Genomic DNA, 26,131 nt, shown 5'->3' on the forward strand with positions numbered 1-26,131 from the left:
GAGTTTAGTTTTATGAATGTGATTGAGATAACGGCATTAAACAAAAAAATTGAAGAAAAGAAAATATTAGAAAACATAAATCTCAATTTAGAGAGTGGATGCACATATAAATTGCTGGGCGGAAATGGATGCGGGAAAACAACCTTAATAAAATGCATTTTGGGAATTTTGGAATATGATTCGGGAGTTATTAAAAAGTACGTTGGAACAAAAAATTATGAAATCAGACAAAAAGAATTGTTTAAGTACTTCTCAGTATATTTTGTAGACACAGCGTTACCCAAAAACTTGAAAGTACGTGAGTGCATTAATTTATTTAAAGTAGTCAATGAATATAATGGTAATGAAAACGAATTATCGGATTTTTTTAAAATTAAGCCGTTATTAAATAAAAAATATGGGAATTTATCTACTGGAGAGAAGAATATAGTATTATTGCTAACTACGCTACTAAGTAATTGGAAAGTTTTAATCCTAGACGAACCTTTTATTGGTTTAGATGGTGAGATGAAAACAAAATTGGGAGAGTTTCTGAGATGTTCAAAAGATACAGACAGGACAATAATAATAGTGAGCCATGAAGATGACGGGGAGTTTGTTGGAGAAGATTTTTATGACTACTTTATAGATGGCAATAATGGATTTGCCTTGTGTAAGACAAATGATGAGGTGTTTCGATGAAAAAAATTTTTGAACTTATAAAAAGTACAGTTTACAAGGGACTACACAGGGTAGGTATCTGACGGGAGGGGTGCCGCCAGTCAGATTTTCCATGTGATGTTCAAGCTGTCGCTTGTGGCGGCTATGGTGGTGATCATCAAATCCACCACACGCCGCTTGTCATCAAAAGATACATTCTCCCAGGTATCGAGGTAGCCGGAAATCTGGCTGACCTGTTCCGGGCTGATGGCCTCCACAGTCAACTCCGCTATCCTTGCCAGAAGTTCCTGCTTGCGCCCGTCCAGTTCCGCTATCTTCACATTCACATAGGAGAACAGGACATTGTTTGCCCCCGTCAGACTGTCCACCAGCTTTTCAATCTCGCTGTCTACATGGGCAAGTTCCACTTGCAGGGCGGTGATTTTCGGGTTTGCCTTTGCCGCTTTCTTTTTTCCTGTCAGCGTCTTGTAGCTTGCCAGCTTCTTTACCATCTGCTGATAAACAACCGCTTCCAGTTCCGAAGTGATGATTTTCCCACAGCCAGGACAGCTTTTATTGTCCAGCCGTTTCGTGCAGCGGAGATACTGTTTGCCGGAGGGATTGTAGATACTCATAAGAGCATACCCGCAATTCCCGCACTTGATTTTTCCTGCCAGCCATGTGTGGGTGGCTTTCCGGGCAGACTGGATTTTCATGTTGTTCATCAGCTTCTTGCGGCAGGTCAGCCAGGTGTCGGAGGGGACGATACCCTCATGGGGAGCCAGTACCAGCATTTGGTCTTTTAAGTCGTTTTTCTTGCTGGCCTTTACATCTCGCCCTTGATACAGATAGCAGCCGTTCATGCCCGTAAAATCGGCAACGTCATTGACAATGACTGTACCTTGACTTTTGAAAAATTCGTACACATCAAGGTCTGCCTGCACATAGACAGGATTGCGTAACATCTGCGCCAGCGTGGGGCGTATCAGCTCTTTGCCATGGAACAAAATCCCCTGTTCGGCAAAGTACCGGGTAATGTCCCCGTAGGAAGTTGTGGGCTGGGCGTACATCTCAAACATCAGCCGGATATTGGCCGCTTCCTCCGGGTTTACCACCAGCTTCTTTGTGTTGATACCGTCCATCTTGATAGGCTCCGTATGGAAGCCGTAAGGGGCTTTCCCGCCCATCTTAAAGCCCCGCTGACTGCGGGAGTAGTAAGCGTCCGTTACCCGCTTCTGTATCGTTTCCCGTTCAAGCTGGGCGAACACGATACAGATATTCAGCATGGCCCGTCCCATCGGCGTGGAGGTATCAAACTTTTCCGTAGAGGACACAAACTCCACATTGTACTGCTGGAACAGCTCCATCATGTTGGCAAAGTCCAGAATGGAACGGCTGATACGGTCGAGCTTGTAAACCACGACCTTTGCAATCAAGCCCCGCTTGATGTCCCGCACCAGTTCTTGAAACTTCGGACGGTCTGTGTTCTTGCCGCTGTACCCTTTGTCTGTGTATTCCTTGCAGTTACCGCCTTTCAACTCGTATTTGCAAAATTCAATCTGGCTTTCAATGGAAATGCTGTCCTTTTTGTCTACCGATTGTCTTGCATAGATTGCGTCTATCCGATTGTTCATATTGTCGCTCCTTTTCTTAAAAAAGAAACGGAGCTGCTGACAGTTCTATTATACCGCCAGCAGCCCCGCAAATCAATGATGGGTTTGGAAAACCTTATGTCCCGGCTTCCTCACTCTCCCGCTTGTCGGCGTACTTGCGGAACACCTCATAAAGCTGCTGTTCCAGTTCCCGGCGTTTGGCTGCTTCCTGTTCCGGCGTGAACACCGGGGAGAGATTTTCCAGTGTGATTTCCTTTCCCTGAAAAGTCACGATTTCGATTTCCTTTTTGTATCTGATATTACTTATAAGATCACCTTTCCTTTCCATGCTGCCGCTGTTGCCGTTTCAGTTCCGCTAAAATCTCCGGCGGGATACGGTCAACCAGCCGCCGCATATCGTCCAGTTCGCTTTTTAACTTCGCCCGTTCCATCGTGTCATTCATCTTGCCTTTTTCGCTGGCCTTTGCCCTGACTTCCAGCTTTTCATTTTCCGCTAACAAGTCATTGATTGTGACCTTGTATTTTTTCAGTTGCCCGGAGAAGTTCTCCATCTGCGGAAACCACTTTTTCAGCATGGAGAGGGCTTCCTCTTTCTTCTTTCCGGCGTTCAGCGGGGTAATGCCGGAGAGAACCGCTTCAATGGCCCTCGCCTGTTTGGAGAGGTTGACCGCCTGTTTGAACAGCCGGGTGGGGATATGCTTCCGGCCCGTCTTGCTGGCGCTTTCCCCACGCTCCAGGTCGGGGTACTGCTCCACCATACAGGCGTGAAAATCGTCCTGCCACTTCGTCAGATTGGCCCGGTTGCCGATAATTTCTTTGGCGCACAGGCGGTTGTCCTTTGTCAGCGGCACAAAGACCAAGTGCAGATGGGGCGTTTTTTCATCCATGTGTACCATAGCCGAAACGATGTTCTCCCGGCCCACCCGGTCAATGAGGAAGTCCGCCGCCCTCTGGAAGTAGGCCGCTATCTCCTTTGGGGACTTGCCCTTGAAAAACTCCGGGCTGGCGGTAATCAGCGTGTCCACAAACCGAGTGCTGTCCTTGCGGGTGCGGCATCTGGCCTGCTCGATGCGGCTCTGAATGAAATGGTAGTAGCGGCCATCCGGCTTGACGATGTGGAAATTGTACTTGCTCCGGCTGGTGTCAATGTCCGGGTTGCTGGCGTACTGCTCCTTTTTCCGTTCATGGTGGGCTTCCAGCGGCCCCGCCGGGTGGCCCTTGTGCTTCTCAAATCGCAAAATTGCGTGTTGTGCCATTGAACTCCTTTCCCCATTCCATTCCTTTCCGGCGGGTTTTCCCGCCGAAAATATCTCTGATAGGATTGGAATGGAATGAATGTAAATAGATGGTTTTAATCTCTGTATTTCTATATACCGTCAGATTTCCGTACTTCAAGAGGATTGATTTTCGTACTCGCCAAGTACGGTTTTCAGCCCTCCGGCGTACCATAACCGGATTTCTTGAAGTCGGTGTTTGGAACCGCTTCATAGGATTTCGGGTAAATGCGGTTGGGTTTTCCACAGCCCTGTTTCTGGATTTCCACCAGCCCCGCATACTGCAACTCCCGCAGGGTGTTGACCGCTTTCTGCCGCCCGCAGCGGAGCAAAGCGACCACCTCGCAGATGGGGTAGTACAGGTAGACCCGCCCGTACTCGTCCGCCCAGCCGTTCTTCCGGGACAACTCCGCCCGGCGCAGGACAAAGGCATACAGCACCTTCGCTTCGTTGCTCAAGGGCTGGAATGTGGGTGCTTCAAAAAGGAAATTGGGGAGCCGGGTGAAACTGAACGCCTTTTCCGGCTGGTGAATATAAATCGTGTTTGTCATAGCGTGTTTTGTGGACGGTTAGAGGCCCGTTTTCCGGGGCGAATGATAAATGATACCAGCCGCCCCGGTTGAGGGCTTGCGGAGCCTTGCAAATCAAGGCTTTTCCCGCTCTTAACTGTCCACAGCAGACCTCCTTTTCCGTTCACTTTCTGTTTTCTGCCGCCTGTGAACTCTGGCGGCGCAGTCCGGGCAGTATTTGCCCCGGTTGGACTTCGGGACGAACACACCGCCGCACTCCGCACAGCGTTTCAAGTCCCTGTCCCGGTAAATCTCCGCTTCCAGCGTCCTGTCCAGCGGCAAGACCGCCCAGCGGAACCACTTGCAGCAGACGGAGAACGAAATCATCTGCGGACAGGCGCAGGTGTCGCCATCGTCCAGCGCAAGGCAGTTTCCGTCCTCGCAGTTGCAGCACTCCCGGCGTATCAGGCCGCTGGCTCGTCTCTTCTGGGGCGGGGTTATGCGGTAGGGGGAGCCGTCCGGCCTGTGTTCCAGCGGCGGCAGGTGTTGATAGGGTCTTTTGCTCATGCGTCCCTCCGTTTTCTTTGGCGTGTTCTGTTTCCAAGGTGCTTGTCCATCGATGAACTATCCCAAGTCTACACCTTTTTGACCGCCTGTGCCGTATATCCAAGAGGTAGGAAATCAGCCTGAAAAACTCCCTATTTCCACGCTCTCGGATTTGTGATATAATCAAAAAAAGATAAAAGACAAATTCAGGTTTCTGGTCTTCTTGCACAAAATAAAGGAGGAGCTATTATGCAAATTGTTTATATTCCAAGCGAATCAATGTCTGTTCAAGGTAAAAAAGATGAAATCTATAAAAGATATGGGAAAGACTGGAATATTAGAGAACAGGGAGGAGGTAACGGAAATTGGTTGTTGACCAGAAAAAGTGATGTGCTTGTAGATGGAAAAAGTTATCGTACTTTTGTACTTGAACACTACGGTAAATCCAAGCTGACAGCGAAGCTTGTTGATAAATTTCGTGAAGATGTAGCAAATGGTAAAATAAAACTGTAAATGCCTATGCCGTTATGCTATGAGCATAGTACATAGCATAACGGCTTCTCTTTCGTTGAGCTAGCAAGGAGGGTGAATATGTCTTTATCCATACAAGAGCGATTAAAAGACCTACGTGTGGAGCGTGGCTTGACGCTGGGGCAGCTTGCGGAGCAGACCGGGCTTTCCAAGTCTGCGCTGGGCAGTTACGAAACGGAAGACTTCAAGGACATCAGCCACTATGCCCTTATCCGGCTGGCGAAGTTTTACGGTGTGACCGCTGATTATCTGCTGGGGCTGTCTGAAATGAAAAATCACCCAAACGCCGATCTTGCAGACCTGCGTTTGAGTGATGAAATGATTGACCTGCTGAAAAGCGGGAGGATAGACAATACCCTGCTGTGTGAGCTGGCGGCGCACCCGGATTTCCCCCGGCTGATGGCTGACCTTGAAATCTATGTGAACGGAACGGCACTGAAACAGGCGCAGGGTGCAAACGCCATAGTGGACACGATGAGCGCAACTGTTATAAAAAAGCATAATCCTGGCATGAGTGATACGCAGTTAAGACAGCTTATCACCGCCCATATTGATGAGGACGAGTTTTGCCGCTATGTGATACAACGGGACATAAACGGGATTGCCCTTGCTCTGCGGGAAACACACAAGGACGATTTTTTCAGCGTCCCAGAGGATAACCCGCTAAAAGAAATGCTGGAAACTGCTGGTGAAATCGTCAGCCAGGACAGCGACACGGAACAAGCGTACTTGGCGTTTATCTGCAAACGGCTCAAGCTGAATTTTAGGAAGCTGTCAGTAGAAGAACGGAAGTGGCTGAAAAAGATTGCGGAAAAATCCGACTTGCTGAAGAATCCAAAACCGCAGAGAGGACGAAGATAAAAAATGCCTGAACGGCGGTTCTGGTTTTTCAGAACCACCATCCAGGCATTTTGTTTAGTAATAGAAAAAGGTGCAGTTGATTATTGCGTATTGTCAATCTCTCTCAAACCGGGTAGTAAAAATACGGCAAGCGCAACGATGATAATGCCAATTCCGCAAATGACAAACCATTTCTCAACTCCCAGCCGCTCCGCCAGAGGCCCGGAAATGACAAGGCCAAACGGCATGGCGAGGGAAGCGGCGCTTGTCAGTAGAGAAAAAACTCTCCCCAGATATTCTGGTTTGACCGTTTCTTGAAAAATCGCATTTTGCACACCGTAAAATGGAGCGGAAATTCCCATAACAGTACAGCACACAACAAAGACAAGAAATGCGTCTGGCGGCAAAAGCCCGGAGAGCATATTGCTAACGCCCATCAGGAGAACGGAAAGACCGATGGTGTACCGCCGTTTCTTAAAACCGCCCCAAATGCTCAGAATGACTCCGCCAAGCAGCATACCAACCGCAAAAGCAATTTCAGCGGCAGAGGCATGGGCCGGTGTTCCTTTGAAGTATGACATACAGATGAGAGGAAAAAGCGTACTGATTGGCATATAAAAGAACATATAAATTACACCAATCCAGAGCAGAGCAAAGAGGCCCCTGTTTTGCTTTAATACCACATACCCCTCTTTCATATCCTGTAAAAACTGTTGTCTTTTCGTTTCTGGACATAGTTCAGGCGTTGGTATGGACGAAATCGCAACAGTCACACAGGCAAGGATTGCACCCACAATATCTAACAATATAATTGCATTAAGAGGCCAAACAGCATATAAAAACGCTGCGGCAGCTGGACTGATAATCGCACTTACTGCTTGCATGGTCTGCGTGTAACCAGCGCATTTTGTAAGTTCCTCTTTTGGCACAATCATAGGTGTTGCTGCGCTGAATGCTGGAGAATGAAAAGCAGTTCCCGCACTTCGGATTAACAGGACAACCATAATAGACCATACGGGCAATTCCATGTAAAACGCCACCAGCGCCAGAATACCGCCAGCGGCGGCAATTATCAAATCCGCACCAATCATTACGCTTTTACGGCTGTGCCGGTCAACAAAAGCACCTGCAAACGGGCCTAAACAGGCTTGCGGCAAAAATCCAATCAGTGTTGCCGCCGTCAATATGATTGCAGAATTAGTTTTCGCAACCAAATAAAAGATAATGGCCATTTGCAAAATACCGCTGCTAATAAAGGATATTGCTTGTCCGGCAAGAAGTGTAAAATAAGTTTTTCTCCATGAATTGTTGTTTTGGGTCATAATGCGAACCTCCTTTTTTATTGCATTGTTCCTTTGTTTCTGCAATAAAAAGCAGGCGTTGTCCCACAGAGAGGGCAGACGCCTGCATAACAACAAAGCACGAAAAAACACCACGATACAGTTCAAAGACTGCTCGTGTCAAACCTACGTGTTCCTTTGCATACGCACGCAAAAAAAGCCCACCATCATGTGGAAAGGTACTTCTACTTTTTATTGCTTATTAGCGTACACAAATTAACACACGTAAGCCTCCTTCCAATCTCAAACTGTCGCACAGTATAACACACATCCGATAGACTTGTCAACCATTTTTAACCTTGTTTTCCATCTTGTTTTTCCATCTCTTACGGGCAGTAGCAAAGCCAGGCGAGCCAGTCAACGGTCAAGATGAACGGCGCTTTCAGCGCCGCCGTTGACAGTCTCGCCCGTCTTTGCTAATGGGTAATCAAGGCGGGAAAGCCATTTTAGGGCTTTCCCGCCCATTTCAATTTTGGGAGAAGAAAGGCCCCAAAATGAACGAGTGCGGCCAAACACTTTTAGGGATTGGCCACCTTGTCCACCCATCCAGCGGGGCGGCGGGGAACGGTCAAGGCCGGGCGTCAGCCCATTCATTTCAGCCTTGACGGTTTCCTGCCGTCCTGCTACTTTTCCCGGAGTGTGGCCACACATCTGGTCACGGTGTCCAGAGCTTTGGGACTTTTTGTCCCATAGGCCGGGGGCGGAGGACGAGGGACGGGGGCTTTCATAATACGCCCTGTCTGCTGCTGAAATCAGCCCTTTGTTTCCGGCTTACCAGCCCCAAACAAAGCCCTGCTTTCCTGCCGCGTCAAATGCCCTTGCCCTCCCCGGCGGCAACGGTATTTTCAGGGCAACGCCGACAGAGCGTATAACACACTACACTTTGCTCCGCAAAGTCGTGTGCCAAATGGGGCGCTGCCCCCTTTGGAAACCCCCGCAACAAACAGGTGCTATGCACCCAGCCGGGAGCATAGCGCCGTTTGTTGTCAGCAGCCCGTTTCACGGTCTGCGTGTAGTTCCTTGTAAACTGACCTAATGTGATTTTAAAATTTTTATACGTGAACCTATGGGTGCAGCATTTATAATTTTTTTTCCATTAATGATGATGGTGGTAAGCTTTATTGTTGATTCTGGGGGCAGCTATTTTATAGAAATGATTGCAGGAACGATAGGGCTTGCTATAATGTCCTCCTCAATTATGGGAGTAGCGATAGTAATTGGTATAAATAGAGAAACTAATATTTATAAAAGATATAGAATATCTAATATAAAAGAATATATGATATTTTTATCTATATTTATAGTACATACGTTTCTTACTTTGATTTCCACATTGTTACAATTTTTATTGGTTGCAATGATTTATGGAATGGATAAATTATACAGTGCGAATTTAACAGGATTTGTTGTGGACTATTTTATATCTGTAATTCTGTTTTTTTCGATAGGAATCTGTTTAAGTTCGATTATAAAGACTCTTAAAAATTTACATGGTATAACTTCGTTAACTTTTACTATCATGATGTTGCTGTGTGGTTCAGCTTTTCCAATAAGTAAAATGCCAAATTTTATGCAGAAAATAGTAATGGTGTTGCCTTTGTCCCATATAAACAGCATCTTGTATCACGATTTGACAGGGGATATTGTACATAAAGGCATCTTATATATATATGCAATGGTTGTTATTGTTATATGTTTTGGAATAGGAATAAAGTATTTCAAATGGGAGGTTGGATAATGCTGGATATATTCACGCGGAGACGGTAGTTCTATTGTCCCACAAATCACCAGATAGTGTTATCAACGTAAAGGTAGAATTTGGAGAAGGCGATGATAAGATATCGCTGGATGCGATTGCAGAGCGGGCGAAGAAGTATCAGCCGAAACCGAAAATCACATATAAAATGATACAGGAATATGTGGAGAAGAAGTATGGAGTTAAGGTACATACTGCTTATATTGCGGAAGTGAAGAAGTCATTAGGTCTGACAACGTATGATGCGCCTAATGCAGTAGAGGAATTGAAACAGCCGAGGAAACGTCCGCCGAAAGAAAAGGCAGAAGCGATAATGGAGGCGCTTAAGTATTTTGAGGTAATCTAAATGGATGAAAATATTTATCAGATTGCGGAGCAGATAGTCCAATTACATCAGAAAGCCTATGAAGTTTATTTGCCATTGGTTGAAGATGTGTGCAGCAGAACTGTGTCGGAAGATGAATTGTCACATTTGTTAGATTATTTACTGGACTTTGTGTGTGATGAAAAATCCTGGGATTGTACAAAAGGGTATGTAGAAAGTATTTGGATGTATATCCCAGTTGTATTGGGGATTATATTGAAGCATATCGGGAAATGTGGGAAGACGAAGGTGAATTGGCAAATGATTTATGAATTGGGTGGAGGATATATGTTCTAAGAGATATGTTGCTTAAGTTTATGCTGGGGAGAGGAGGATACTTATGGCGAAAATTGTTAAGGAGACTATCCATGCAAAAGGTATTGACATAGGAATCTATACCACAAATTTTGAAAATGAATTTATTTCATTAACGGATATTGCAAAATATCGAAATGAGGACGACCCGCGATTTGTGATTCAAAACTGGATGCGAAATAGAAATACGATTGAGTTTTTAGGTGTTTGGGAAGAATTGCATAATCCAGATTTTAACCGTGTGCAATTCGAGGCGGTTAAAAATGAGGATGGATTAAATCGTTTTGTTATGACACCGACAAAGTGGATTACGCAGATGAATGCTATCGGTATTGTCTCAAAAGCAGGACGTTATGGCGGAACATATGCTCATAGCGATATTGCTATGTCTTTCGCAACATGGATTTCTCCTGAATTTCAGTTATATATCATGAAAGATTTCAGACGTTCCAGATACGCTTCTAATGTTTCAATACTCTTTTGTAAGGGAGATTTTCTCCTTCCAATTCCATGTACAAATTCAATGTTTTCTTCCTGTTTCAGGGCATATAGCTTTTTGCGTAATCGTTTTACATGTTTCATTTTTACTGTATCACCATAGACAATCTGAATACCGTAAAGCTACTCGTATTCTGCAAGGAAAGCAGCGATTTTTATCAGTAACTTCTCCTGGTTTTTTGTGACTGCTTTTTCCATACAAATGTATATTTATTGGCACAGGCTTCGATTTTTGTGCCGTCTATAAAAATCGTTTTCCCTGAAATTTCTCCAAGTTCCTGAAGAAGATTAGACATTTCAGCGAGAATCCGTTTTGCATACGGGGCAAAATGAATATTGCGGAAACGCGCAAAAGTAGCATGATCAGGAACTGGCTTTCCTTCTAAAAGATACATGAAATTAATATCCCTCTTACAGTTAAGTTCCATAGAACGGGAGGAGTAATCACCATTCATATAAGAATATAAAACAATCTTCAGAAGAGTTCTTGGGGAAACTGTATTTATTCTTTCATAAGTAGAATATAAGTCAGTTAAATCCATAGCCTCCACAAACTGACTCAGCAACCGCACAGAATCATCTGCTGGAATGATTGTTTCTAAATTTAAAGAAAGTTTTAGTTGATATCCTTCTTCATTCAAAGTATAATTCTTGTGTAATAATATAGGGGTTCGCATACCTATATTTTACACCAACAGCCAGACTTTTCGAAGCCTGGCTGTTATTTTTTTGCAAAAAAAGGCCGCGCACTAATTACTTAGTGCGACAGCCCCTTCTTTATACACATTACTTTTTCAGTTTTAAACCATCGTGAAACGCTTCTCCCACACGTTCAGTAACCTTGTAATAGCCGTGGGTGTAGGGATCAAAAGCGATGGCATTGACCTTGGACATATCAATTTTTCCGTCTACCATAACGCTCTCATCAGCGGTGACATTGACCACCTTTCCGATGACACCGCAACCATATTCGTTACTCTGATACTCGATGAACTTGCATTCTAGGCAAATTGGGAACTCGTTGATGACAGGTGCATCGACGCTTTCGGCTTTGCCTGCGGTCAGACCGCTGCGGGCAAATTTGTCTGCAACTTTGTTGCCGGACTCTACTCCGAAATAATCTGCTTCCACCATATGGGCGGCATCGGCAATGCTGACGGTAAATGATCCCCGTGCCTTGATGTTCTGCACAGTCTTATGGGTTTCGGTAAGATTCAGCGCAACGGTACCTCGATCTTGCATCGTACCCCAAGCAGCGTTCATTACATTTACGCTACCATCCTCATTATAAGTCGCAACCATCAGAACTGGCATAGGAAAAATGCCTTCGGTGATTTTCAGTTTTGTTCTCATGATAACATCTCCTTGCGATTAGTTTGACAGGATGATTCATCCTACTTATAATTATATCTAAGCCAAAACATCAATTCAAGTACTGATAAAAAAGATAGGTACTATCCAAGGAGAAAGTGATATGATACAGAATTACATCGAAAATGCCAATTTTGAAGATACTGGCTTTGCCTACACATTGTCCCTGATTTCCGGTAAACATAAGATGGTCATTCTCTACTGTCTGATGGAGTTTGAAACGGTGCGTTTCAACGAGCTGAAACGGTATCTGAAAACCATTTCCGACAAGACCCTTAGCACAAATCTCAAGGAGTTGGAAGCCGACAGGCTGATTGTCCGCACCGAGTATCCGCAGATTCCGCCAAAGGTGGAGTATTCCTTGTCTGAGCGTGGAAAATCATTAATGACCGTGCTAGACCAGCTTTGCATCTGGGGCGAGGAGAACCGACTGACAGAGTGACAACTTGCAGTTTATCGGGCAAAGTTACAAGCATAAAACATTGATTATTTCCCGACAACAGATAGGGTTGATATGTTTCCACGAACTTATGACATTAACCCCATTAACTCGATCCATGTGGAGACGGTATGTCTGCTGTCAAGAAAAAATAAATAAACAGATAACGGACCCCTTGCAGAAATGCAGGGGATTGTAAATAAGACTTTCGTGCATATGATATTGAACTGACTTATGTGAAAAAAAGTGACACCACTGGTGACATTTTTGATGGAGGTGCTTAAAATGGCGAAAAGGAAAAATGAAATAAGTATTCGTTCAAGTGCAGCAGAATATCTTACCTATGTTGCTTCTATGGGAGAACAGGAAGATAGTATTGAGATGCGCTATGAGGATGAAAACATATGGCTTACACAGAAAATAATGGCTACGCTCTATGATGTTGCTCTGCCGACAATCAATGAGCATATCAAAAAAATATATTCTGACAGCGAATTGGAGGAGTCGGCAACTATTCGGAAATTCCGAATAGTTCAAACGGAGGGCAATCGCCAGGTCCAGAGAGAAACAAACCATTACAACCTGCAGATGATTATTGCCGTTGGCTTCAAAGTGAATAATGAACGAGCAGTGCAGTTTCGCAAATGGGCAAATAGCATTGTGAAGGACTACACCATCAAAGGCTGGGTTATGGATGATGAGCGTCTGAAACGAGGCACATATTTGACAGATAAATATTTTGATGAACAGCTTGAACGTATCAGAGAAATTCGTGCAAGTGAAAGAAAGTTTTATCAGAAAATCACAGATATATATGCCACGGCGATAGACTATGACAAAACATCCGCAACAACCAAAAAGTTTTATTCCACTGTTCAGAATAAAATGCACTTCGCAGTTCATGGTCATACGGCTGCTGAATTGATAGTGGAACGTGCCGACCATCAAAAGGAATATATGGGGCTTACTACATGGGCAGATGCTCCAGATGGTAAGATAAAAAAAAGTGATGTGACGATTGCTAAAAACTATTTGAGCGAGAACGAACTGCATCAATTGAATCGTATGGTAACTGCATATCTGGATTTTGCTGAAAATATGACGTTAAGACATATTCCTCTTACTATGGAGGATTGGGAAAAACGACTTAACAGTTTTATAGAAATGTTTGATTATGGTATTTTGCAGGATGTTGGAAAGGTTTCCGCTGAAATTGCCAAACTCCATGCTGAAACGGAATTTGAGAAATATCGTGTAATTCAAGACAGATTGTTTATGTCCGACTATGACAAATACTTGCTTGAGTTGGAAGAGAAAATGAAAGAAGAATAAACGGAAAATTAGAATTTAACACGAACAAGATTTAATTATAGGAGTGTACTCAATGTGGCTTTTAGGGAGTATTTTTATATTCACATCACTATTAATTCTATACATAAAATATAGGGTTGTTTTTACTGGCGAAAAATGCAAAGGGAACATAATCGACATTGTAGAACAAAATGCAGGTTATGTAGTAGGTGGTGTTAATGTCAAAAAGCATGCTTATATAGTGAAGATTAAAAACAAAAAATATCATACTGCACATGGTTGTATCTTTTTGTCATTGGGAAAGAGAAATATTGGAAAAGAAATTTCCGTATTTAAGAATGAAAAATATGGAAATGAGGTTTTCAAATGCTTTGATTTTCGTATAGAGATTGTTGCTTTGTTCGTATTTTTATTTGGCGTTTTTATGATCTACTCAGCCTTATGATAAAGCCAAGCAGGTTTCAGTTTGAAAAGAAGTTATACGCAAAGAAAAATTTAGAAGTTATGGAGGAAACCATATGGAAAATTTAAGTGCATATAGATACTGTATCGCTATGAAAAAAGGTCGAAAAATATTAAATCTGATTGTGGGCTGCTTAATGATTCTTATAAGTATCATTTTCATAACCACAACTGTTTTTAGCTGTATTTTTATGCAGGAATTTGTTTATTACACATTTTTAGCAATATTCCTTATAATTATACCCCTACCTCTTTTTATTTTTGGAATTATAGGTATTGTCTCAGCTACAAAACGAGTTGAAGTTTATAAAGGAAAAGTGATTTATCATATTGGTTTTAAAAATAAGGAATATCGTATGTCTGATATTAAAACATCAAAAACAAAAAGTGAAACATATAGAACAGGATTAGATTATGGAAATATTGTACCCACCTACAGTTATGATAAATTAACTGTATTCTATGATAAAAAAGGGAAAAAGATTTTTAAATTTGGATTGGCATACGATAATGTAGAACGACTGAACGCAGATGTTAATAATACTCAAAAAAGCATAGCAAAACAGCATAACAAGAACTAAATAAATTTCAGTTTCACTGACATATTCCCACAAACGGCTCAACTACGAAAAAGGCTATGGACTTGTTTCCATAAACGATAAAATAGCCAAGACATTTATACTGTCGTATCGAGCCATGTGGAGACGGTTGTCAAGTTGGTTAGAAAAACTTCCGACGCATATATCGAAATTACCGTGGATATGGATGGACTTGATTTGACTGCTTCGGAAGCAAAGGTAACGTATCAGGAAATTAAGGAGTACATTAAGGAAAAAGTATGATGTAAAAGTGTCTTCGCTGTATATTGCTCAGATAAAGCAAAAGCACGGAATTATCGAAAGAGAGAATTACAATACGGCAAAGTCTGAAAATGCGAAACAGCCACAGTGTCTGCCGGAGAAAGAGAAGTTGATTGAGGAAGCACTACGGCATTTTAAGATGATTTCATAGAATAGGTAAAATTAGAAAAATTGTACGTTCAATAGATACTGAAGAATAAGTGAATGGAGGGAAGCAAATGGGTATCTCAAACAAAGAAAATACTAGAGCTGCAATAATACTGTCGGAGCTTGGCATAAGCGAAGACGGTTATGAATTTGCTTCTGATATAAAGACTGTGCTTGCCAGTGCTAAAGTTGAATTATCAGTAATTACTTCAAAACTGAATGAAAGTACCAGTACCCTTAAGAAATTAACTCAAGAGTGTGACAAGACGGATTATATTTTGGCAGCATGCAGTGGAGCAATCTGTGGCGTGATGGATATTTTCCTTGTGGGAAAACCAGGAGAGTCTCCTGTTGGTGACGTTACTGACAGGTGGTTTGAGAATCGCACTATGGATTTTGCAAAGATGTGTGGATGGGACGATTCGAATAATAATTCGTTGTCTGCTGCTATAAAACATTTAGAAAAGAAATTCAAAATTCCATATGATCAGAGAGGCGCAGGTGATGTGGCCAGCTGGGTATTTGATCTCAGCCTAAAAAACCATCACTTCAAATCCCTAGGTCACAATCCAACACTGTTGGGGTTGTTTTTCTCTATTCTTGATCAGTTTACAAATACTTCTCATTTTGTATCCGGTGGTGAATTAATAGCATTACAGGAAGCAGATGGTAAGTTTGAACTACAGGGGGCTAATGTTCCGAGCAAACTGTTCTGTGGGGTTGCAAACTGGTTTGGACATCTGATTTCAGATATGTCTGGATCTTCAAGTAGCAAAGGACGTGGTATGGGTATTCCGTCACCGTTCTGGAGCTGGACAAATGACATAATCGCTATTAAGAGAAAATTGCATATTCCAGTTAGAGAATTTGATAAATCATTTAATGAACTTGCTCTTGAAATATATAAGCAGGGATATGATGCTAGATTTCAAGCGGCGCAGGCAATACCAGTATTTGTAAATGAAGTCCTGGCTAGATCGATGTATTCAATTAGGCGTTTGATAAGATTTTTTACTACAACAGAAAAAACGGACAGGACGTTTTCGTCGTTGTGGAAAGCGTGTGAGCCATTTAGCAATGCAACGGTAAAACGTATGCTTACCGTTGCTCATGGTACATTCTGCCTTGTTGATGCGGGTGATGCAGTAGCACGTGGATTTATTACTGGTGGCGGCACATTGAATGTTGCTGAGTTTTTCATGCGATTAAATATAGTCGGCGTGGGAAGATTCACTATTTCATTATATGGAGAAGCTAGCAGAGGAATAAAACGACATTCACTAAAAGAAGAAGTCGTAGTTTTAAGACGAGAGAAGGTCATTGTTGCCGATTATGTTGAGGGATTAAAATTCCTTGCAGAAGTGTATGATGATAAAGAGTTGCTTTTGTTCACACAAAAATTAAAAGAAAGTAACATGTACATCAAGGCTTTTGGAAAGTCTACATTGTTGGCAGAAAAAAGAAATGTTCCAAAGGATCAGATATTGCGTAATAAGGCTGATATCGATTCTTACTTCAAAGGAGGGAACGCATAGATGAAAGGCAAAAAGAAATCTAAGCTTCAACAGGCCCAGGATAAAGCACAAGCTGCAATTAATCTTACCAATAAAACGATTGAAGAGCTTGGTAGCCATACAAGTGGATTATACGAGTCATTAACAAGTATTCAGGAATTATTTGATAAGATTCGAAATGTTCCTAGTGATAAGAAACTTCAATATGAAGAACTTAAACAGATCAGATTAAACTGGAAACAGCAGGCGGAGAAGATTGAGAAAAATTAACAGGAAGCCGCTATCAAAAATGCAGGTGCGGCAGGAGCCGGCTTAGGTGTTGCGGTTGTAACGATGGGACCTACTGTGGCGATGGGAGTTGCAACTACATTTGGTGTTGCATCAACAGGAACAGCCATTTCAGCTCTTAGTGGTGCAGCAGCTACAAATGCTGCATTGGCTTGGCTCGGAGGAGGAGCTCTTGCTGCTGGCGGTGGAGGCATGGCCGCTGGTGAAGCTTTCTTGGCTTTGGCGGGTCCGGTTGGATGGGCTATTGCGGGAGTGTCACTCGTATTATCGATGAGAGTGGAAAGTTGAATGAGGCAATTGAGAACATTCAGACTTTTGGATTAGATTACAATTTGATGACAGGAGAACAGCAGTACGCACTTGGTTCGTATGTGAATTTAATGCTTTCATCAACGCAGTTATTAATCAATCCAATCAAAGGCTTAATGCCAAAATTCTCTATGGAGGATTTTGAAGAATTCATAGCCTGGAAGGATAGGAAGGCAAAGAAGAGTATCTGTGAAGAATATAAAGACTTCATTGCTTCTTTGGCAAGCCTGCTCTATAAGATAGAGTTAGATGATAAAGACAAGAAGCTTTTATGGAAAGCACTTAGAAAGAATAAGAAGATGCTTAAATCGATGGATATCTCAAAGAAGGAATTTGACATGGACATTATGAATGCAATCCTTGAGGCATTGAAGTTTAAGTATAAAAAAGTAAAATAACCATTTAACGATAGAAACAAGGTGGCTTACACAGATGTAACGCAAGTGCCATTATTACATCCCTTTGTCTATCTTAAAAACGATAATGATGTGCAAAGGCTTGTGCCCAATATGATTCTCACAGACCCCAATGCGGATATTACGAACGTGGTGGGGGTAGGGACTCTTAAAGATAGGTAGCTCTCTTATATTTTTGTCCGCCATACGCAGGATACGCTACTTGCAAGCGATCTCAATGACATGAGCAAGTACAACAATCTGAATCACATCAAAAAAACAGACTTGCTTATGATAACACTATTGAATGACTTTCAATATTGTAACCAATTCCTCCATAAGCGTCTTCTCTTTTCTTATCCCCCATATAATTTGTATTCCCCTTCCGCCTATAGTATAATGAATTTATTATAGCATTTGCAAAAGGAGAAGCAGACGATGAACAAAATTGCAGAAGATATTATTTTTTTAAAAGACAATCTGGACAAAGGCGATCCGCGGTCTCTGGAGTCTATCAGAAAGAGAAATCTGGAGAAAGAGCAGAGTGCAAAAAATTATTGGGGAGGGGTGCCGTACATCGCTGCGCTGATTGTAGCCGCGATTTCTTTCTTTCCGGTGCGGAATTTTGCTGACGAAGCTCTTCGACTTTTGGACGGAACCAAGCTGGCGTTGGCTTTCGTGGGAATCGTGTATGTATGCAATTACAGAAACCCGATCAGATACATTCTTTCTTCCCTTTTGAGCGTATGGGCGCTTGGTATCTACGATGCTTATCTGTGGTTTTATGATCCGATCGCACCGAAGATTGCAGTCATTGCAGTCATAGCCATTGTCATTGCGCTCATCGGCAACACGGTAAAGCGTAAAAAGCGAAAGACACAGAAAAAACAAGTGCAAGCCAGAGAGGAAAAAGAGGACAAGCTGACCCAGAAGCTGCATCAGATGATGGAAATCGAATACCATCTGCATATAGCACATTTAAATGATGCTATCGGGGAGGACGGCTGTTTTATGAAAGCGAAATCCCCAGAATATTATGCAGATGGTATGAGTGCAGTCTGGAATATTGAGCGAAGAAGACGAAATGACAGAATTGCTTTCGTCAAGGCTTTCGACAGGGAACTTCAGTATCCGGCGGCACAGATTCCGGAAGAAAAAGAAGTCAACAGAGAAAAATTGTACGGAGATTTTCTTGTTTCCTCTGTTTTCGATGAGTCTGTCTGTAAGGCGGAACAGGAAGCCGGAATCCATTTGCGCCAGTTGCTTTTAAGCCGAGAAGAAACTTTGTACGTGAACAACGATAAGCGGGAAGCTTACCTTAAAATCCTTCGTAGCCTGCTTGATAATATGCCGCAGCTAAAATTTAATGTAAACGCTGTTGCGGCTCTGGGTGAAAAGATTTTCGTCGGAGAATACATGTATGAGGAAAAGTACTGGCTGGAATTTCCGAATCTGAGAGCGGCAGCCTTGCCGGTTCTGCAGTCGCCGGCATTTAAAACTGTCGAGAGATTAAATCAAATCTATGAAGAAAGGTTGAAAGGTTTTAACGCTGACTTAAAAAGTACCTTAATCGGCGCGGACGGCGAGAGGGAAGTTGCAGAGACGCTCAACGATTTTGCTAAGCTCGCAGGTGCGGACAAAATGCGTGTTCTTGCAAATGTGCGCATGGAATTAGACGGGATGAGCCTGGAAAGTGATTTCATCGTGATTTGTCAGCACGGTGTGTTCGCGTTGGAAGTGAAGAATCTTGGCTCTACAGGATCCTATAATATTACCGTAGAAAAAGACGGTCTTTGGAAAAAGGTGATGAAAAATGGGCGCTGGAAGCAGATGCCGGATTCTATCAGCAGACAGAATGAAAGACATCTTATAGGCATTGAGCGGGTCATCAACTCCAAGTTGAACAATTCGTCAGAACATTGGATTTCCGCTAAATCTTTAATCGTATTCGCCAACGCTGTGGTTGGAATCAGAAACTACTCCGACAATGTGATTATCCGAGATTCCGAAATCATGACAGAAATCCGAAAGCATCCAATCTGCTTAAATGAACAGCAGATTGCTGAAATTGCAGAGATTCTTCAGGCAGAGAGCTTGTCGGCAAAGAAGTACAAGATAGAAAACTGGATGACCAAACTGGTTCCGATTCATCTGGAACTGGCACAGCGCACCCAGGAGTTGTACCCGTATCTGCAAGATTATATTGACATTATGACCGCTATCAACTATAAGATGAATCTGGGCGTATCTCTGCCCGATTATCAGGTGGCTGAGGAGAGTATTTCGCTTGCTGATGATGAGAAGGAATATCAAAAATCTGCAGAAGAAATCACGATGGAGCAGAAAGCTGAAGAAGAGCGGCGGCAGGAAGCCATCCGGCGAGATCACGAAGCGGCGCAGCGCATAGAGGAAAGTCGTCGGGCACAGGCTGCTTATGATGATGAGATGAGTCCGGAGGAGCGCTACTTTAGCTTTGACGCCTATATGAAAGGCGAGACCCACAATATCTATTATCAGGACAGCAATAACAATACTAAGAAATAATCTATGATTGTAAAAGCCCAAGATTCTCAGCCTGAATCTTTGAATCTTGAGCTTTTGCTAAATTGCCGGCAAAGTCCGGACAGAGGAACAAAAAATACGATTGAGCTAGTTGTAATATTAAAAAAGAAAGTAGAGCAGATCATGGAAGAAAGGTTACTGATCGTTGAAGATGACAAAAAATTAAATGAGGGAATACGTCTCGCCTTAAAGAATGATTCGTATATATTTTATCAGTGCAGAACCTTGCAGGAGGCGAGACAGATTCTAAATAAGGATAGTGTGACATTGATTTTATTAGATGTGAATTTGCCGGATGGAAATGGGATCGATTTTGTGCGGGAAATACGGAAAACCAGTCAAGTGCCGATCATCCTGCTTACTGTAAACAACATGGAAGTAGATATCGTAACAGGATTGGAAGCCGGAGCAAATGACTATATCACGAAACCATTTAGCTTGATGGTACTGCGTGCGAGAGTGGCTGTACAGCTGAGAAATAAAGAAACAATAGATAAGGATCGTATAGTGCTGGATGCATTTGAATTTCATTTTGATAAAATGGAATTTTTTAAAGACGGAGAACCGATCGAGCTTAGCAAGACAGAACAAAAGTTGCTGCGAGTGCTGTGTGAAAACAGAGGAAAGATCTTGAAACGAGAATATCTGATCGATACAGTGTGGCAGGGAGATACAGAGTATGTGGATGATCATGCCTTGACAGTTGCGGTAAAACGGCTCAGGGATAAATTGGAAGAAGATGCGCAAGCGCCTGCATATATCAAGACGGTCTACGGAATTGGTTATACATGGGCGGTGAAAGGATGACTGAGGAAATTTTATGCATTGTCGGAATGTTTATCCTAATAGGAATCTTTTGGTACAGTGTTTTCTATCAGAGAGAAAAAAGGCTTTTGGGGCGATTACAGCAGATGCTGGATCATGCCATAGATGGAGAGTTGGAACGTACAGAAATATCCGAAGAAAAATATTCCGCTCTTGAAAACAGCATGAAACAATATTTAGATACACATCTCCTGGCGAGGAAAAATCAGGAAGAACAAAAAGAAGTTATACAGAGACTTATTTCCGATATTGCACATCAGACATTGACACCTATTTCAAATTTGAAAATCTATGGGGAAATGCTCTCGGAGTCAAATGGAGAAAAGCAAGAGGAGATTGCTACCATTTTGGAGCAGACTGAAAAATTAGATTTTCTGATACGATCGCTGGTAAAATTATCGCGAATGGAAAGCGGGATCATAGCAGTACATCCAAAAGCGGTGAGTACGAAACAGTTACTGGAGGCAATTCGGCAAGAGTTTGCAGCAAAAGCAAAGGAAAAGAACATCGTGTTAAAAATATGTGACACAGATCTGCCTGTTGTCTGCGATCTGAAATGGACGGCAGAGGCGTTGGGAAATATTGTGGACAATGCGATCAAATATACGCCAGATGAAGGTATGGTGCAGATTAAAGTGGAGCGATATTCTTTCTTTGTCAGGATCGATGTGACCGACAATGGCTTAGGGATGGAAAAGGAAGAGATACCAAAGATATTCGGACGGTTTTACCGGAGTTTGTCAGTGGCGGAACAGCCAGGAGTAGGAATCGGTCTGTTTCTTGCAAGAGAGATCATTCAAAACCAAAAGGGGTATGTGAAAGTAAAATCAGAGATAGGAAAGGGATCCACATTTTCTGTATTCCTTCCTGTATAAAGACCGAAAAGACATGTCCCTCCGGGCACCCCGTAATACATGCCTTACAGGCGGGCGTGCTGCGCACGATAAGGTATCAATATTGTGATATTTCAGAAACCAGTTGGAGACATTATTATGCTAAAGTCTGTATTGTAAAGCGCAATACAGATTTTCTTCATTTCATAGGAAACTTTGTTTCCATGTAAAAAACCTTCTGGGGCTGCGCATTTTGTTAAACAAGGAGGAAGACATGTATATAGTAAAAGCAGTGGAGTTACAAAAAACATACGGGCAGGGAGAAACGGAAGTTCGAGCGCTTGATGGTGTGAATTTGGAAATAGAAAAAGGGGAATTTGCAGCGATCGTCGGAACATCAGGGAGTGGAAAGTCTACGATGCTCCATATCATTGGCGGATTGGATACTCCGACATCCGGGCAGGTGATCGTGGATGGACAGGAGCTAAGCCATATGACAGATGAAGAGCTTACCATTTTCCGGCGCAGAAATATCGGTTTTGTATTTCAGCAGTATAATCTGGTTCCGATGCTGAATGTATGGGAGAATATCATTCTTCCGGTGAAACTGGACGGGAAAAAGATTGCGAAAAACTATGTGGATGAAATCATCGATACACTGGGAATCCGGACAAAATTGGAAAATCTGCCAGGCACTTTATCCGGAGGACAGCAGCAGAGAGTAGCGATTGCGAGGGCTCTGGCGGCAAAGCCAGCCATTTTGCTGGCTGATGAGCCGACCGGAAATCTGGATTCCAGAACCAGTCAGGATGTATTAGGGCTTCTGAAAGTGACCAGCCGGCAGTTTCACCAGACGATCGTGATGATCACCCATAACGAGGAGATTGCCCAGATGGCAGACCGGATTTTGCAGATCGAAGACGGAAAAATCGTCTCAGACAGCGGATTGGTATAGCAGGAGGGCGGTCAAATGGTAAAAGTAGAGAATACAGAGACGCTGCGGCTGCTGACAAAGCGTTTCATGAAAATGAATCGGGCCAGAAATGTCATTGCTGTCATTGCAATTGTGCTGACTTCACTTTTATTTACAAGTCTTTTTATGGGAAGCGCCTCTATGATCCTTTCCAGAAGAGCAACGGAGATCAAACAGTTTATGAATTCGGCGCATGCCAATGCGCAGGATCTGTCGGAAGAAGAGGCAAAGCGGCTGCAGCAGACAATAGAACGAAGTGAACAGATAGAGCGATATGGAACAGGGATTTTCCTGGGCGCAGGAGTGGATGAGCGTTTTGGTTTTTCGGCAGAAGTCAGATATGCGGATGAAAATATGGCAGAAAGCTTTAATTGCCTGCCAACTACAGGGAGACTGCCGAAAGAAGAGAATGAAATTGCTCTCAGCAGTATTATATTAGAATCGCTCGGTGTTACGCCGAAGATCGGTGAAGAAGTAACGATCACCTGGGAAGTGAATCCTGCGCTTAAGAAATACCAGACAGATACGTTCAGGGTATGTGGTTTCTGGCAGGGGGATAAGGCGGTTTTAGGACAGATCATCTGGGTATCAGAAACCTATGCCCAAGAAGAACGCTATCCTGTGACACAAGAAGAATTGGAAAACGGTATCTACAACGGCGGTAAGGAATATTGTGTCTGGTACAAGAATCTTTGGAATATAGAAAAAAAGACTGAAAGTCTGTCTAAGGCGGCTGGGTTTATGAAAGCCGGGACAGGAATGGAAGTCAATCCGGCATATAATCTTTTGGAGGAGGATTCCTTTTCGTTTTTTTCACTTATCGTCATGATTTTGTTTGTGATACTGGCGGGATACCTGATCATTTATAATATCTTTCATATTTCTGTGAAAACAGACATTCGTGCCTATGGACTGCTGAAGAATGTAGGGACAACGGGAAAACAGCTGAAAAGAATTGTTCGTATGCAGGCGTGGAGGCTGTCGGCAGTCGGGATCCCGATCGGATTGCTTTGTGGGTATATTGCAGGCGTCTGTATGGCTCCATCGCTGACGGCGGACGCTGCGATCAGCGCACAGGCGGGAAAGACGTCCCAGACAGTGATAGCAGCCAATCCATTGCTCTTTCTTGCTGCGGCGATCCTGACACTTTTGACGGTCTATCTCTCCAGTCTGCAGGCGTGCAAAATGGTGGAAAGAGTCTCCCCTGTGGAAGCCCTGCATTTGGCGGAAGGAGAGCAGATGCAGCGCAAAATAAAAAAGAATACTTCTGTATCCTGGTGGGGGATGGCAGTCCAAAATGTGTGCAGAAACTGGAAAAAGGGATTTATCGTCATGCTTTCTATTGCTCTTTCTATGGCGGTCGTAAACGGCATTGTCATGTTGGTACAGGGGTATGATTTTGATTCTTACAGGAAAGTATTTTTGGCATCCGACTTTCAGCTGGATCAGATGACCGGCAGTTTATCTAATACGAATTTTCATGGTATCACGCCGGAGATCAAAGAAATTTTACATAAATGTCCCGGAAGTGAGAAAACAGGATATGTATATTACTCCGAAGAAACACATAGGATGGAACCGGAACTTCTGAAAACTTGGGAAACATTTGCAGATAAGTATGAAGAAAATTGGACCGATTATGAAAAGCAGATCTGGGAGGAGGCAAAAGTTTCTAATACAGTAAACGTACATTTTCTCGGAATCAGTGAGGCGGTGTTTGACAAATTGGAATGGAGAGGGGAAAAGTGCTCTTGGGATGCCTTCAAGAATGGTGACTGCGTGATCGTAGATTATGGGGATAAATATGCGGAACATCCGATTTCTTATTATCAAGCTGGGGATGTTTTTCAAATGGAGTATGCCAATGGACAGAGCAAGGGGTATGAAGTCATCGGTGAAGCTTTGATGCCATATGCATTGGATTATCCATACACTGATCTCATCTATATTACGGTATTGGTTCCGGAAGCGGAGTATATCGCCCGGACGGGAAATGAAGCAGCCATGTATGCTGCCATTGACGCAAAGAAAGGGGCGGATAGGCAGATAAAAGCATACATTGACGAAAATGTTTTGAAAGAAAACGATATGATCAATGTTTTTTCAGTATTGGATATGAAGGAGAGCTTTCAGCGGTTTGTCAGCAAATATTATATGATCGGCGGATTTCTTGTAGCAATCTTAGCGTTTATCGGCATTATGAATTTCTATAATACAACGGCGACTTCTGTTATAAGCAGGAAAAAAGAGCTGGCGCTTTTGGAAGTCGTGGGAATGACAAAAAAACAGATTGCCAAAATGCTGGTAGCTGAAGGGTGTATATATCTGGGCGGCGCATTTGTAACTGCGATCGTGTTGGTTGTGTTTGGCGCCGAGAGGATCTTATCGAATACGCTCGGTGCGGCATTTTTCTTCCGTATGCGTCTTACAATAATGCCATGTATTCTTATGATTCCGATCTTAATAGGGATTGCCTATGTGGTGCCCAAGGTTCAGTTTGAAAAGATGAGCCGGGAAAGTATTGTTGACAGGATCCGCAAAGAATAGGTGCAGACAGACTAAATCAAGCAAGATCAGAAGGGGATAACTTCCGGTATTTCAGAGGAGTTTCTCCTTCTCTTTTTTTAAACATCTGGATAAAGTGCGCCGTGTCAGAAAAACCGACCTGAGAGGCGATCGTATCAATACTGTTGTTTGTTGTTTTGAGAAGACGTTTGGCTTCATTGATCCTTAATTGTATCAAGTATTCTTTGGGGGAGGAACCGGTATATTTGCGGAATTCTCTTGTCAAGTGCGTGCTGCTGATACCGAACTGTCTGGTCAATTGGCCGATCGTAATAAAATCAGATAAAGAGGACTTCATAAAGAGTATGATCTCTTCGATCACAGAAGGCTGTCCGGAATATGTCGGGGAGGAATCTGAGCCGACGAGAAGATCTGTCAACAAGATGTTGAACAGGCAGGATAATTTATATTCTGCGTAAGGCGTAAGCTTCTGTGTGATCTTTAGGATTTCGTACTGCATCATTTCAAAATTAGGACAGGAGGTGTCGGAGAATTTGACACTTCCTTTTTCTAAATATTTTTTGAATAGATGAGAAACCGGATTCCCGTGGAAATGCAGTACAGTACTTTTCCAATAGGTACTGTTGGTACGGTAATAGTGATGTTTATGGCAGTCGATAAAAAAGCCGTCACCTTTTTTTAAAATATAGCTTTTCCCATTATATTCAAGGTATCCTTCTCCTTCCAGTGTATATCGAAGTTCATAAGCATGCAGACCGGAACGGTCGGTGTAATAAGAGGCGTCTTCTGTCAGGATGAGGAAGGCGATCGGATAGATTAAATTGGCGCGAGCATTGCTGCTGATGATGAAATCAGATAACACCTGTGTTGTTCCTGATATGTGAAAGTGATCTGTCTGAAATTCTTTTAGCAGTGCCAGTCTGTCGGATGTCAGATGGTTAGAATTGCGGGCGTAGTAATCCTGGCGGTTTTTTTCGGATACAGATCCTTGTATGGTGATAAGCGGAAGTGACTGATAATTCATAATAGGCTCCTTTTGAATGGGTGAAAAATTATATTTTATGGGTTTTTACTCTATATCAATATAAAAA

27 protein-coding genes and 2 pseudogenes are annotated in these 26,131 nt (G+C 42.9%); 20 read left to right on the plus strand and 9 right to left on the minus strand.

The genetic code is table 11. From position 1 onward, the window contains the following. Positions 1–12: 12 nt before the first annotated feature. A complete protein-coding gene (locus WKT01_RS10250) occupies positions 13–681 on the plus strand; it encodes an ATP-binding cassette domain-containing protein (protein WP_270395076.1) in 669 nt (222 codons plus the stop codon). 80 nt (positions 682–761) lie between these two features. Here WKT01_RS10250 and WKT01_RS10255 read toward each other — a convergent pair whose 3' ends face one another. The 5 genes from WKT01_RS10255 to WKT01_RS10275 form a co-directional block, all read right to left on the minus strand. After that, on the minus strand, positions 762–2,273 hold the full coding sequence (locus WKT01_RS10255; protein ID WP_002575864.1) for a recombinase family protein: 1,512 nt from the start codon (positions 2,271–2,273) through the stop codon (positions 762–764). A 94-nt stretch (positions 2,274–2,367) separates the two neighbouring features. Next, the gene (locus WKT01_RS10260; protein ID WP_002575863.1) at positions 2,368–2,523 is read right to left on the minus strand and encodes a hypothetical protein; all 156 of its coding nucleotides are present in this window, start codon (positions 2,521–2,523) and stop codon (positions 2,368–2,370) included. 40 nt (positions 2,524–2,563) lie between these two features. Then, entirely contained in the window at positions 2,564–3,508 is a 945-nt protein-coding gene (gene mobV, locus WKT01_RS10265; protein ID WP_002575862.1) for a MobV family relaxase, read from the minus strand. Positions 3,509–3,681: 173 nt separating this feature from the next. Then, positions 3,682–4,077, minus strand: coding sequence for a replication initiator protein A (locus tag WKT01_RS10270; RefSeq protein WP_002575861.1), 396 nt, complete (start codon positions 4,075–4,077; stop codon positions 3,682–3,684). A gap of 111 nt (positions 4,078–4,188) precedes the next feature. Next, complete coding sequence (locus WKT01_RS10275) at positions 4,189–4,602, minus strand: cysteine-rich VLP domain-containing protein (protein WP_002575860.1); 414 nt, start codon at positions 4,600–4,602, stop codon at positions 4,189–4,191. A 228-nt stretch (positions 4,603–4,830) separates the two neighbouring features. On the opposite strand from WKT01_RS10275, the gene WKT01_RS10280 reads away from it, so the two are divergent. Beyond that, positions 4,831–5,094 carry a hypothetical protein gene (locus WKT01_RS10280; RefSeq protein ID WP_002575859.1) on the plus strand — a complete coding sequence of 88 codons (264 nt, stop codon included), beginning with the start codon at positions 4,831–4,833 and terminating at the stop codon, positions 5,092–5,094. Between the two features lie 78 nt (positions 5,095–5,172). Then, complete coding sequence (locus WKT01_RS10285; RefSeq protein WP_002575858.1) at positions 5,173–5,973, plus strand: helix-turn-helix domain-containing protein; 801 nt, start codon at positions 5,173–5,175, stop codon at positions 5,971–5,973. An 80-nt stretch (positions 5,974–6,053) separates the two neighbouring features. Here the strand turns inward: WKT01_RS10285 and WKT01_RS10290 are convergent, their stop codons facing one another. Then, entirely contained in the window at positions 6,054–7,274 is a 1,221-nt protein-coding gene (locus WKT01_RS10290) for an MFS transporter (RefSeq protein ID WP_002584949.1), read from the minus strand. A 1,072-nt stretch (positions 7,275–8,346) separates the two neighbouring features. Here WKT01_RS10290 and WKT01_RS10295 point away from each other — a divergent pair. The 4 genes and pseudogenes from WKT01_RS10295 to WKT01_RS10310 all read left to right on the plus strand — a co-directional run. Continuing rightward, complete coding sequence (locus tag WKT01_RS10295) at positions 8,347–9,030, plus strand: ABC transporter permease (protein ID WP_340312303.1); 684 nt, start codon at positions 8,347–8,349, stop codon at positions 9,028–9,030. Next, positions 9,023–9,394 carry a hypothetical protein gene (locus WKT01_RS10300; RefSeq protein ID WP_117974412.1) on the plus strand — a complete coding sequence of 124 codons (372 nt, stop codon included), beginning with the start codon at positions 9,023–9,025 and terminating at the stop codon, positions 9,392–9,394. The genes WKT01_RS10295 and WKT01_RS10300 overlap by 8 nt, the downstream gene beginning before the upstream one ends. Beyond that, positions 9,395–9,709, plus strand: coding sequence for a hypothetical protein (locus tag WKT01_RS10305; protein ID WP_270395074.1), 315 nt, complete (start codon positions 9,395–9,397; stop codon positions 9,707–9,709). 43 nt (positions 9,710–9,752) lie between these two features. Next, positions 9,753–10,193: pseudogene (locus WKT01_RS10310) on the plus strand (KilA-N domain-containing protein); the annotation flags it as partial. Here the strand turns inward: WKT01_RS10310 and WKT01_RS10315 are convergent. After that, a pseudogene (locus tag WKT01_RS10315) lies at positions 10,160–10,902 on the minus strand (transposase); the annotation flags it as partial. The pseudogenes WKT01_RS10310 and WKT01_RS10315 overlap by 34 nt on opposite strands. A 109-nt stretch (positions 10,903–11,011) precedes the next feature. Further along, positions 11,012–11,578 carry a flavin reductase family protein gene (locus tag WKT01_RS10320; protein ID WP_117974414.1) on the minus strand — a complete coding sequence of 189 codons (567 nt, stop codon included), beginning with the start codon at positions 11,576–11,578 and terminating at the stop codon, positions 11,012–11,014. 121 nt (positions 11,579–11,699) lie between these two features. Between WKT01_RS10320 and WKT01_RS10325 the strand changes: the two genes are divergently transcribed. The 13 genes from WKT01_RS10325 (at position 11,700) to WKT01_RS10385 (ending at position 25,061) form a co-directional block, all read left to right on the plus strand. Continuing rightward, entirely contained in the window at positions 11,700–12,038 is a 339-nt protein-coding gene (locus WKT01_RS10325; protein WP_117974416.1) for a winged helix-turn-helix transcriptional regulator, read from the plus strand. Positions 12,039–12,320: 282 nt separating this feature from the next. Then, a complete protein-coding gene (locus WKT01_RS10330) occupies positions 12,321–13,367 on the plus strand; it encodes a virulence RhuM family protein (RefSeq protein ID WP_117974418.1) in 1,047 nt (348 codons plus the stop codon). A 52-nt stretch (positions 13,368–13,419) separates the two neighbouring features. Continuing rightward, positions 13,420–13,791, plus strand: a complete 372-nt coding sequence (locus WKT01_RS10335; RefSeq protein ID WP_117974420.1) for a hypothetical protein — start codon at positions 13,420–13,422, stop codon at positions 13,789–13,791. A gap of 73 nt (positions 13,792–13,864) precedes the next feature. Continuing rightward, positions 13,865–14,389: a hypothetical protein gene (locus WKT01_RS10340; protein ID WP_117974422.1), complete on the plus strand. Its 525-nt coding sequence runs from the start codon at positions 13,865–13,867 to the stop codon at positions 14,387–14,389. A gap of 135 nt (positions 14,390–14,524) precedes the next feature. After that, complete coding sequence (locus WKT01_RS10345) at positions 14,525–14,650, plus strand: hypothetical protein (RefSeq protein ID WP_270395073.1); 126 nt, start codon at positions 14,525–14,527, stop codon at positions 14,648–14,650. Positions 14,651–14,886: 236 nt separating this feature from the next. After that, positions 14,887–16,350 (plus strand): hypothetical protein, encoded by a 1,464-nt coding sequence (locus WKT01_RS10350; RefSeq protein WP_117974424.1) that lies wholly within the window; start codon positions 14,887–14,889, stop codon positions 16,348–16,350. After that, a complete protein-coding gene (locus tag WKT01_RS10355; RefSeq protein ID WP_270395072.1) occupies positions 16,351–16,599 on the plus strand; it encodes a hypothetical protein in 249 nt (82 codons plus the stop codon). Between the two features lie 254 nt (positions 16,600–16,853). After that, positions 16,854–17,324: a hypothetical protein gene (locus WKT01_RS10360; protein WP_270395071.1), complete on the plus strand. Its 471-nt coding sequence runs from the start codon at positions 16,854–16,856 to the stop codon at positions 17,322–17,324. A gap of 435 nt (positions 17,325–17,759) precedes the next feature. After that, entirely contained in the window at positions 17,760–19,865 is a 2,106-nt protein-coding gene (locus WKT01_RS10365; protein ID WP_117974426.1) for a nuclease-related domain-containing protein, read from the plus strand. A 141-nt stretch (positions 19,866–20,006) separates the two neighbouring features. Next, positions 20,007–20,690, plus strand: a complete 684-nt coding sequence (locus tag WKT01_RS10370) for a response regulator transcription factor (RefSeq protein WP_117974557.1) — start codon at positions 20,007–20,009, stop codon at positions 20,688–20,690. After that, entirely contained in the window at positions 20,687–21,583 is an 897-nt protein-coding gene (locus WKT01_RS10375; protein ID WP_117974428.1) for a sensor histidine kinase, read from the plus strand. Before WKT01_RS10370 ends, WKT01_RS10375 begins: the two co-directional genes overlap by 4 nt. A 232-nt stretch (positions 21,584–21,815) precedes the next feature. Further along, positions 21,816–22,496, plus strand: a complete 681-nt coding sequence (locus tag WKT01_RS10380) for an ABC transporter ATP-binding protein (protein ID WP_117974430.1) — start codon at positions 21,816–21,818, stop codon at positions 22,494–22,496. Positions 22,497–22,511: 15 nt separating this feature from the next. Next, on the plus strand, positions 22,512–25,061 hold the full coding sequence (locus WKT01_RS10385) for an ABC transporter permease (RefSeq protein WP_117974432.1): 2,550 nt from the start codon (positions 22,512–22,514) through the stop codon (positions 25,059–25,061). Positions 25,062–25,077: 16 nt separating this feature from the next. On the opposite strand, the gene WKT01_RS10390 is transcribed toward WKT01_RS10385, so the two are convergent. Further along, complete coding sequence (locus tag WKT01_RS10390; RefSeq protein ID WP_117974434.1) at positions 25,078–26,064, minus strand: AraC family transcriptional regulator; 987 nt, start codon at positions 26,062–26,064, stop codon at positions 25,078–25,080. Between the last annotated feature and the right edge of the window lie 67 nt (positions 26,065–26,131).

The sequence above is a fragment of the Mediterraneibacter sp. ICN-202921 genome, from assembly GCF_037890075.1.
Classification (GTDB): Bacteria; Bacillota; Clostridia; order Lachnospirales; family Lachnospiraceae; genus Mediterraneibacter; species Mediterraneibacter massiliensis.

Bases quoted from the DNA above. Each gene is read 5' to 3' on its own strand.
- WKT01_RS10275 (WP_002575860.1), bottom strand. From the start codon at position 4,602: ATGAGCAAAAGACCCTATCAACACCTGCCGCCGCTGGAACACAGGCCG.
- mobV (WP_002575862.1), bottom strand. From the start codon at position 3,508: ATGGCACAACACGCAATTTTGCGATTTGAGAAGCACAAGGGCCACCCG.
- WKT01_RS10360 (WP_270395071.1), top strand. From the start codon at position 16,854: ATGGGCTATTGCGGGAGTGTCACTCGTATTATCGATGAGAGTGGAAAG.
- WKT01_RS10390 (WP_117974434.1), bottom strand. From the start codon at position 26,064: ATGAATTATCAGTCACTTCCGCTTATCACCATACAAGGATCTGTATCC.
- WKT01_RS10365 (WP_117974426.1), top strand. From the start codon at position 17,760: ATGAACAAAATTGCAGAAGATATTATTTTTTTAAAAGACAATCTGGAC.
- WKT01_RS10320 (WP_117974414.1), bottom strand. From the start codon at position 11,578: ATGAGAACAAAACTGAAAATCACCGAAGGCATTTTTCCTATGCCAGTT.
- WKT01_RS10250 (WP_270395076.1), top strand. From the start codon at position 13: ATGAATGTGATTGAGATAACGGCATTAAACAAAAAAATTGAAGAAAAG.
- WKT01_RS10270 (WP_002575861.1), bottom strand. From the start codon at position 4,077: ATGACAAACACGATTTATATTCACCAGCCGGAAAAGGCGTTCAGTTTC.
- WKT01_RS10375 (WP_117974428.1), top strand. From the start codon at position 20,687: ATGACTGAGGAAATTTTATGCATTGTCGGAATGTTTATCCTAATAGGA.
- WKT01_RS10305 (WP_270395074.1), top strand. From the start codon at position 9,395: ATGGATGAAAATATTTATCAGATTGCGGAGCAGATAGTCCAATTACAT.
- WKT01_RS10290 (WP_002584949.1), bottom strand. From the start codon at position 7,274: ATGACCCAAAACAACAATTCATGGAGAAAAACTTATTTTACACTTCTT.
- WKT01_RS10340 (WP_117974422.1), top strand. From the start codon at position 13,865: ATGGAAAATTTAAGTGCATATAGATACTGTATCGCTATGAAAAAAGGT.
- WKT01_RS10350 (WP_117974424.1), top strand. From the start codon at position 14,887: ATGGGTATCTCAAACAAAGAAAATACTAGAGCTGCAATAATACTGTCG.
- WKT01_RS10330 (WP_117974418.1), top strand. From the start codon at position 12,321: ATGGCGAAAAGGAAAAATGAAATAAGTATTCGTTCAAGTGCAGCAGAA.
- WKT01_RS10355 (WP_270395072.1), top strand. From the start codon at position 16,351: ATGAAAGGCAAAAAGAAATCTAAGCTTCAACAGGCCCAGGATAAAGCA.
- WKT01_RS10255 (WP_002575864.1), bottom strand. From the start codon at position 2,273: ATGAACAATCGGATAGACGCAATCTATGCAAGACAATCGGTAGACAAA.
- WKT01_RS10325 (WP_117974416.1), top strand. From the start codon at position 11,700: ATGATACAGAATTACATCGAAAATGCCAATTTTGAAGATACTGGCTTT.
- WKT01_RS10385 (WP_117974432.1), top strand. From the start codon at position 22,512: ATGGTAAAAGTAGAGAATACAGAGACGCTGCGGCTGCTGACAAAGCGT.
- WKT01_RS10380 (WP_117974430.1), top strand. From the start codon at position 21,816: ATGTATATAGTAAAAGCAGTGGAGTTACAAAAAACATACGGGCAGGGA.
- WKT01_RS10335 (WP_117974420.1), top strand. From the start codon at position 13,420: ATGTGGCTTTTAGGGAGTATTTTTATATTCACATCACTATTAATTCTA.
- WKT01_RS10280 (WP_002575859.1), top strand. From the start codon at position 4,831: ATGCAAATTGTTTATATTCCAAGCGAATCAATGTCTGTTCAAGGTAAA.
- WKT01_RS10370 (WP_117974557.1), top strand. From the start codon at position 20,007: ATGGAAGAAAGGTTACTGATCGTTGAAGATGACAAAAAATTAAATGAG.
- WKT01_RS10285 (WP_002575858.1), top strand. From the start codon at position 5,173: ATGTCTTTATCCATACAAGAGCGATTAAAAGACCTACGTGTGGAGCGT.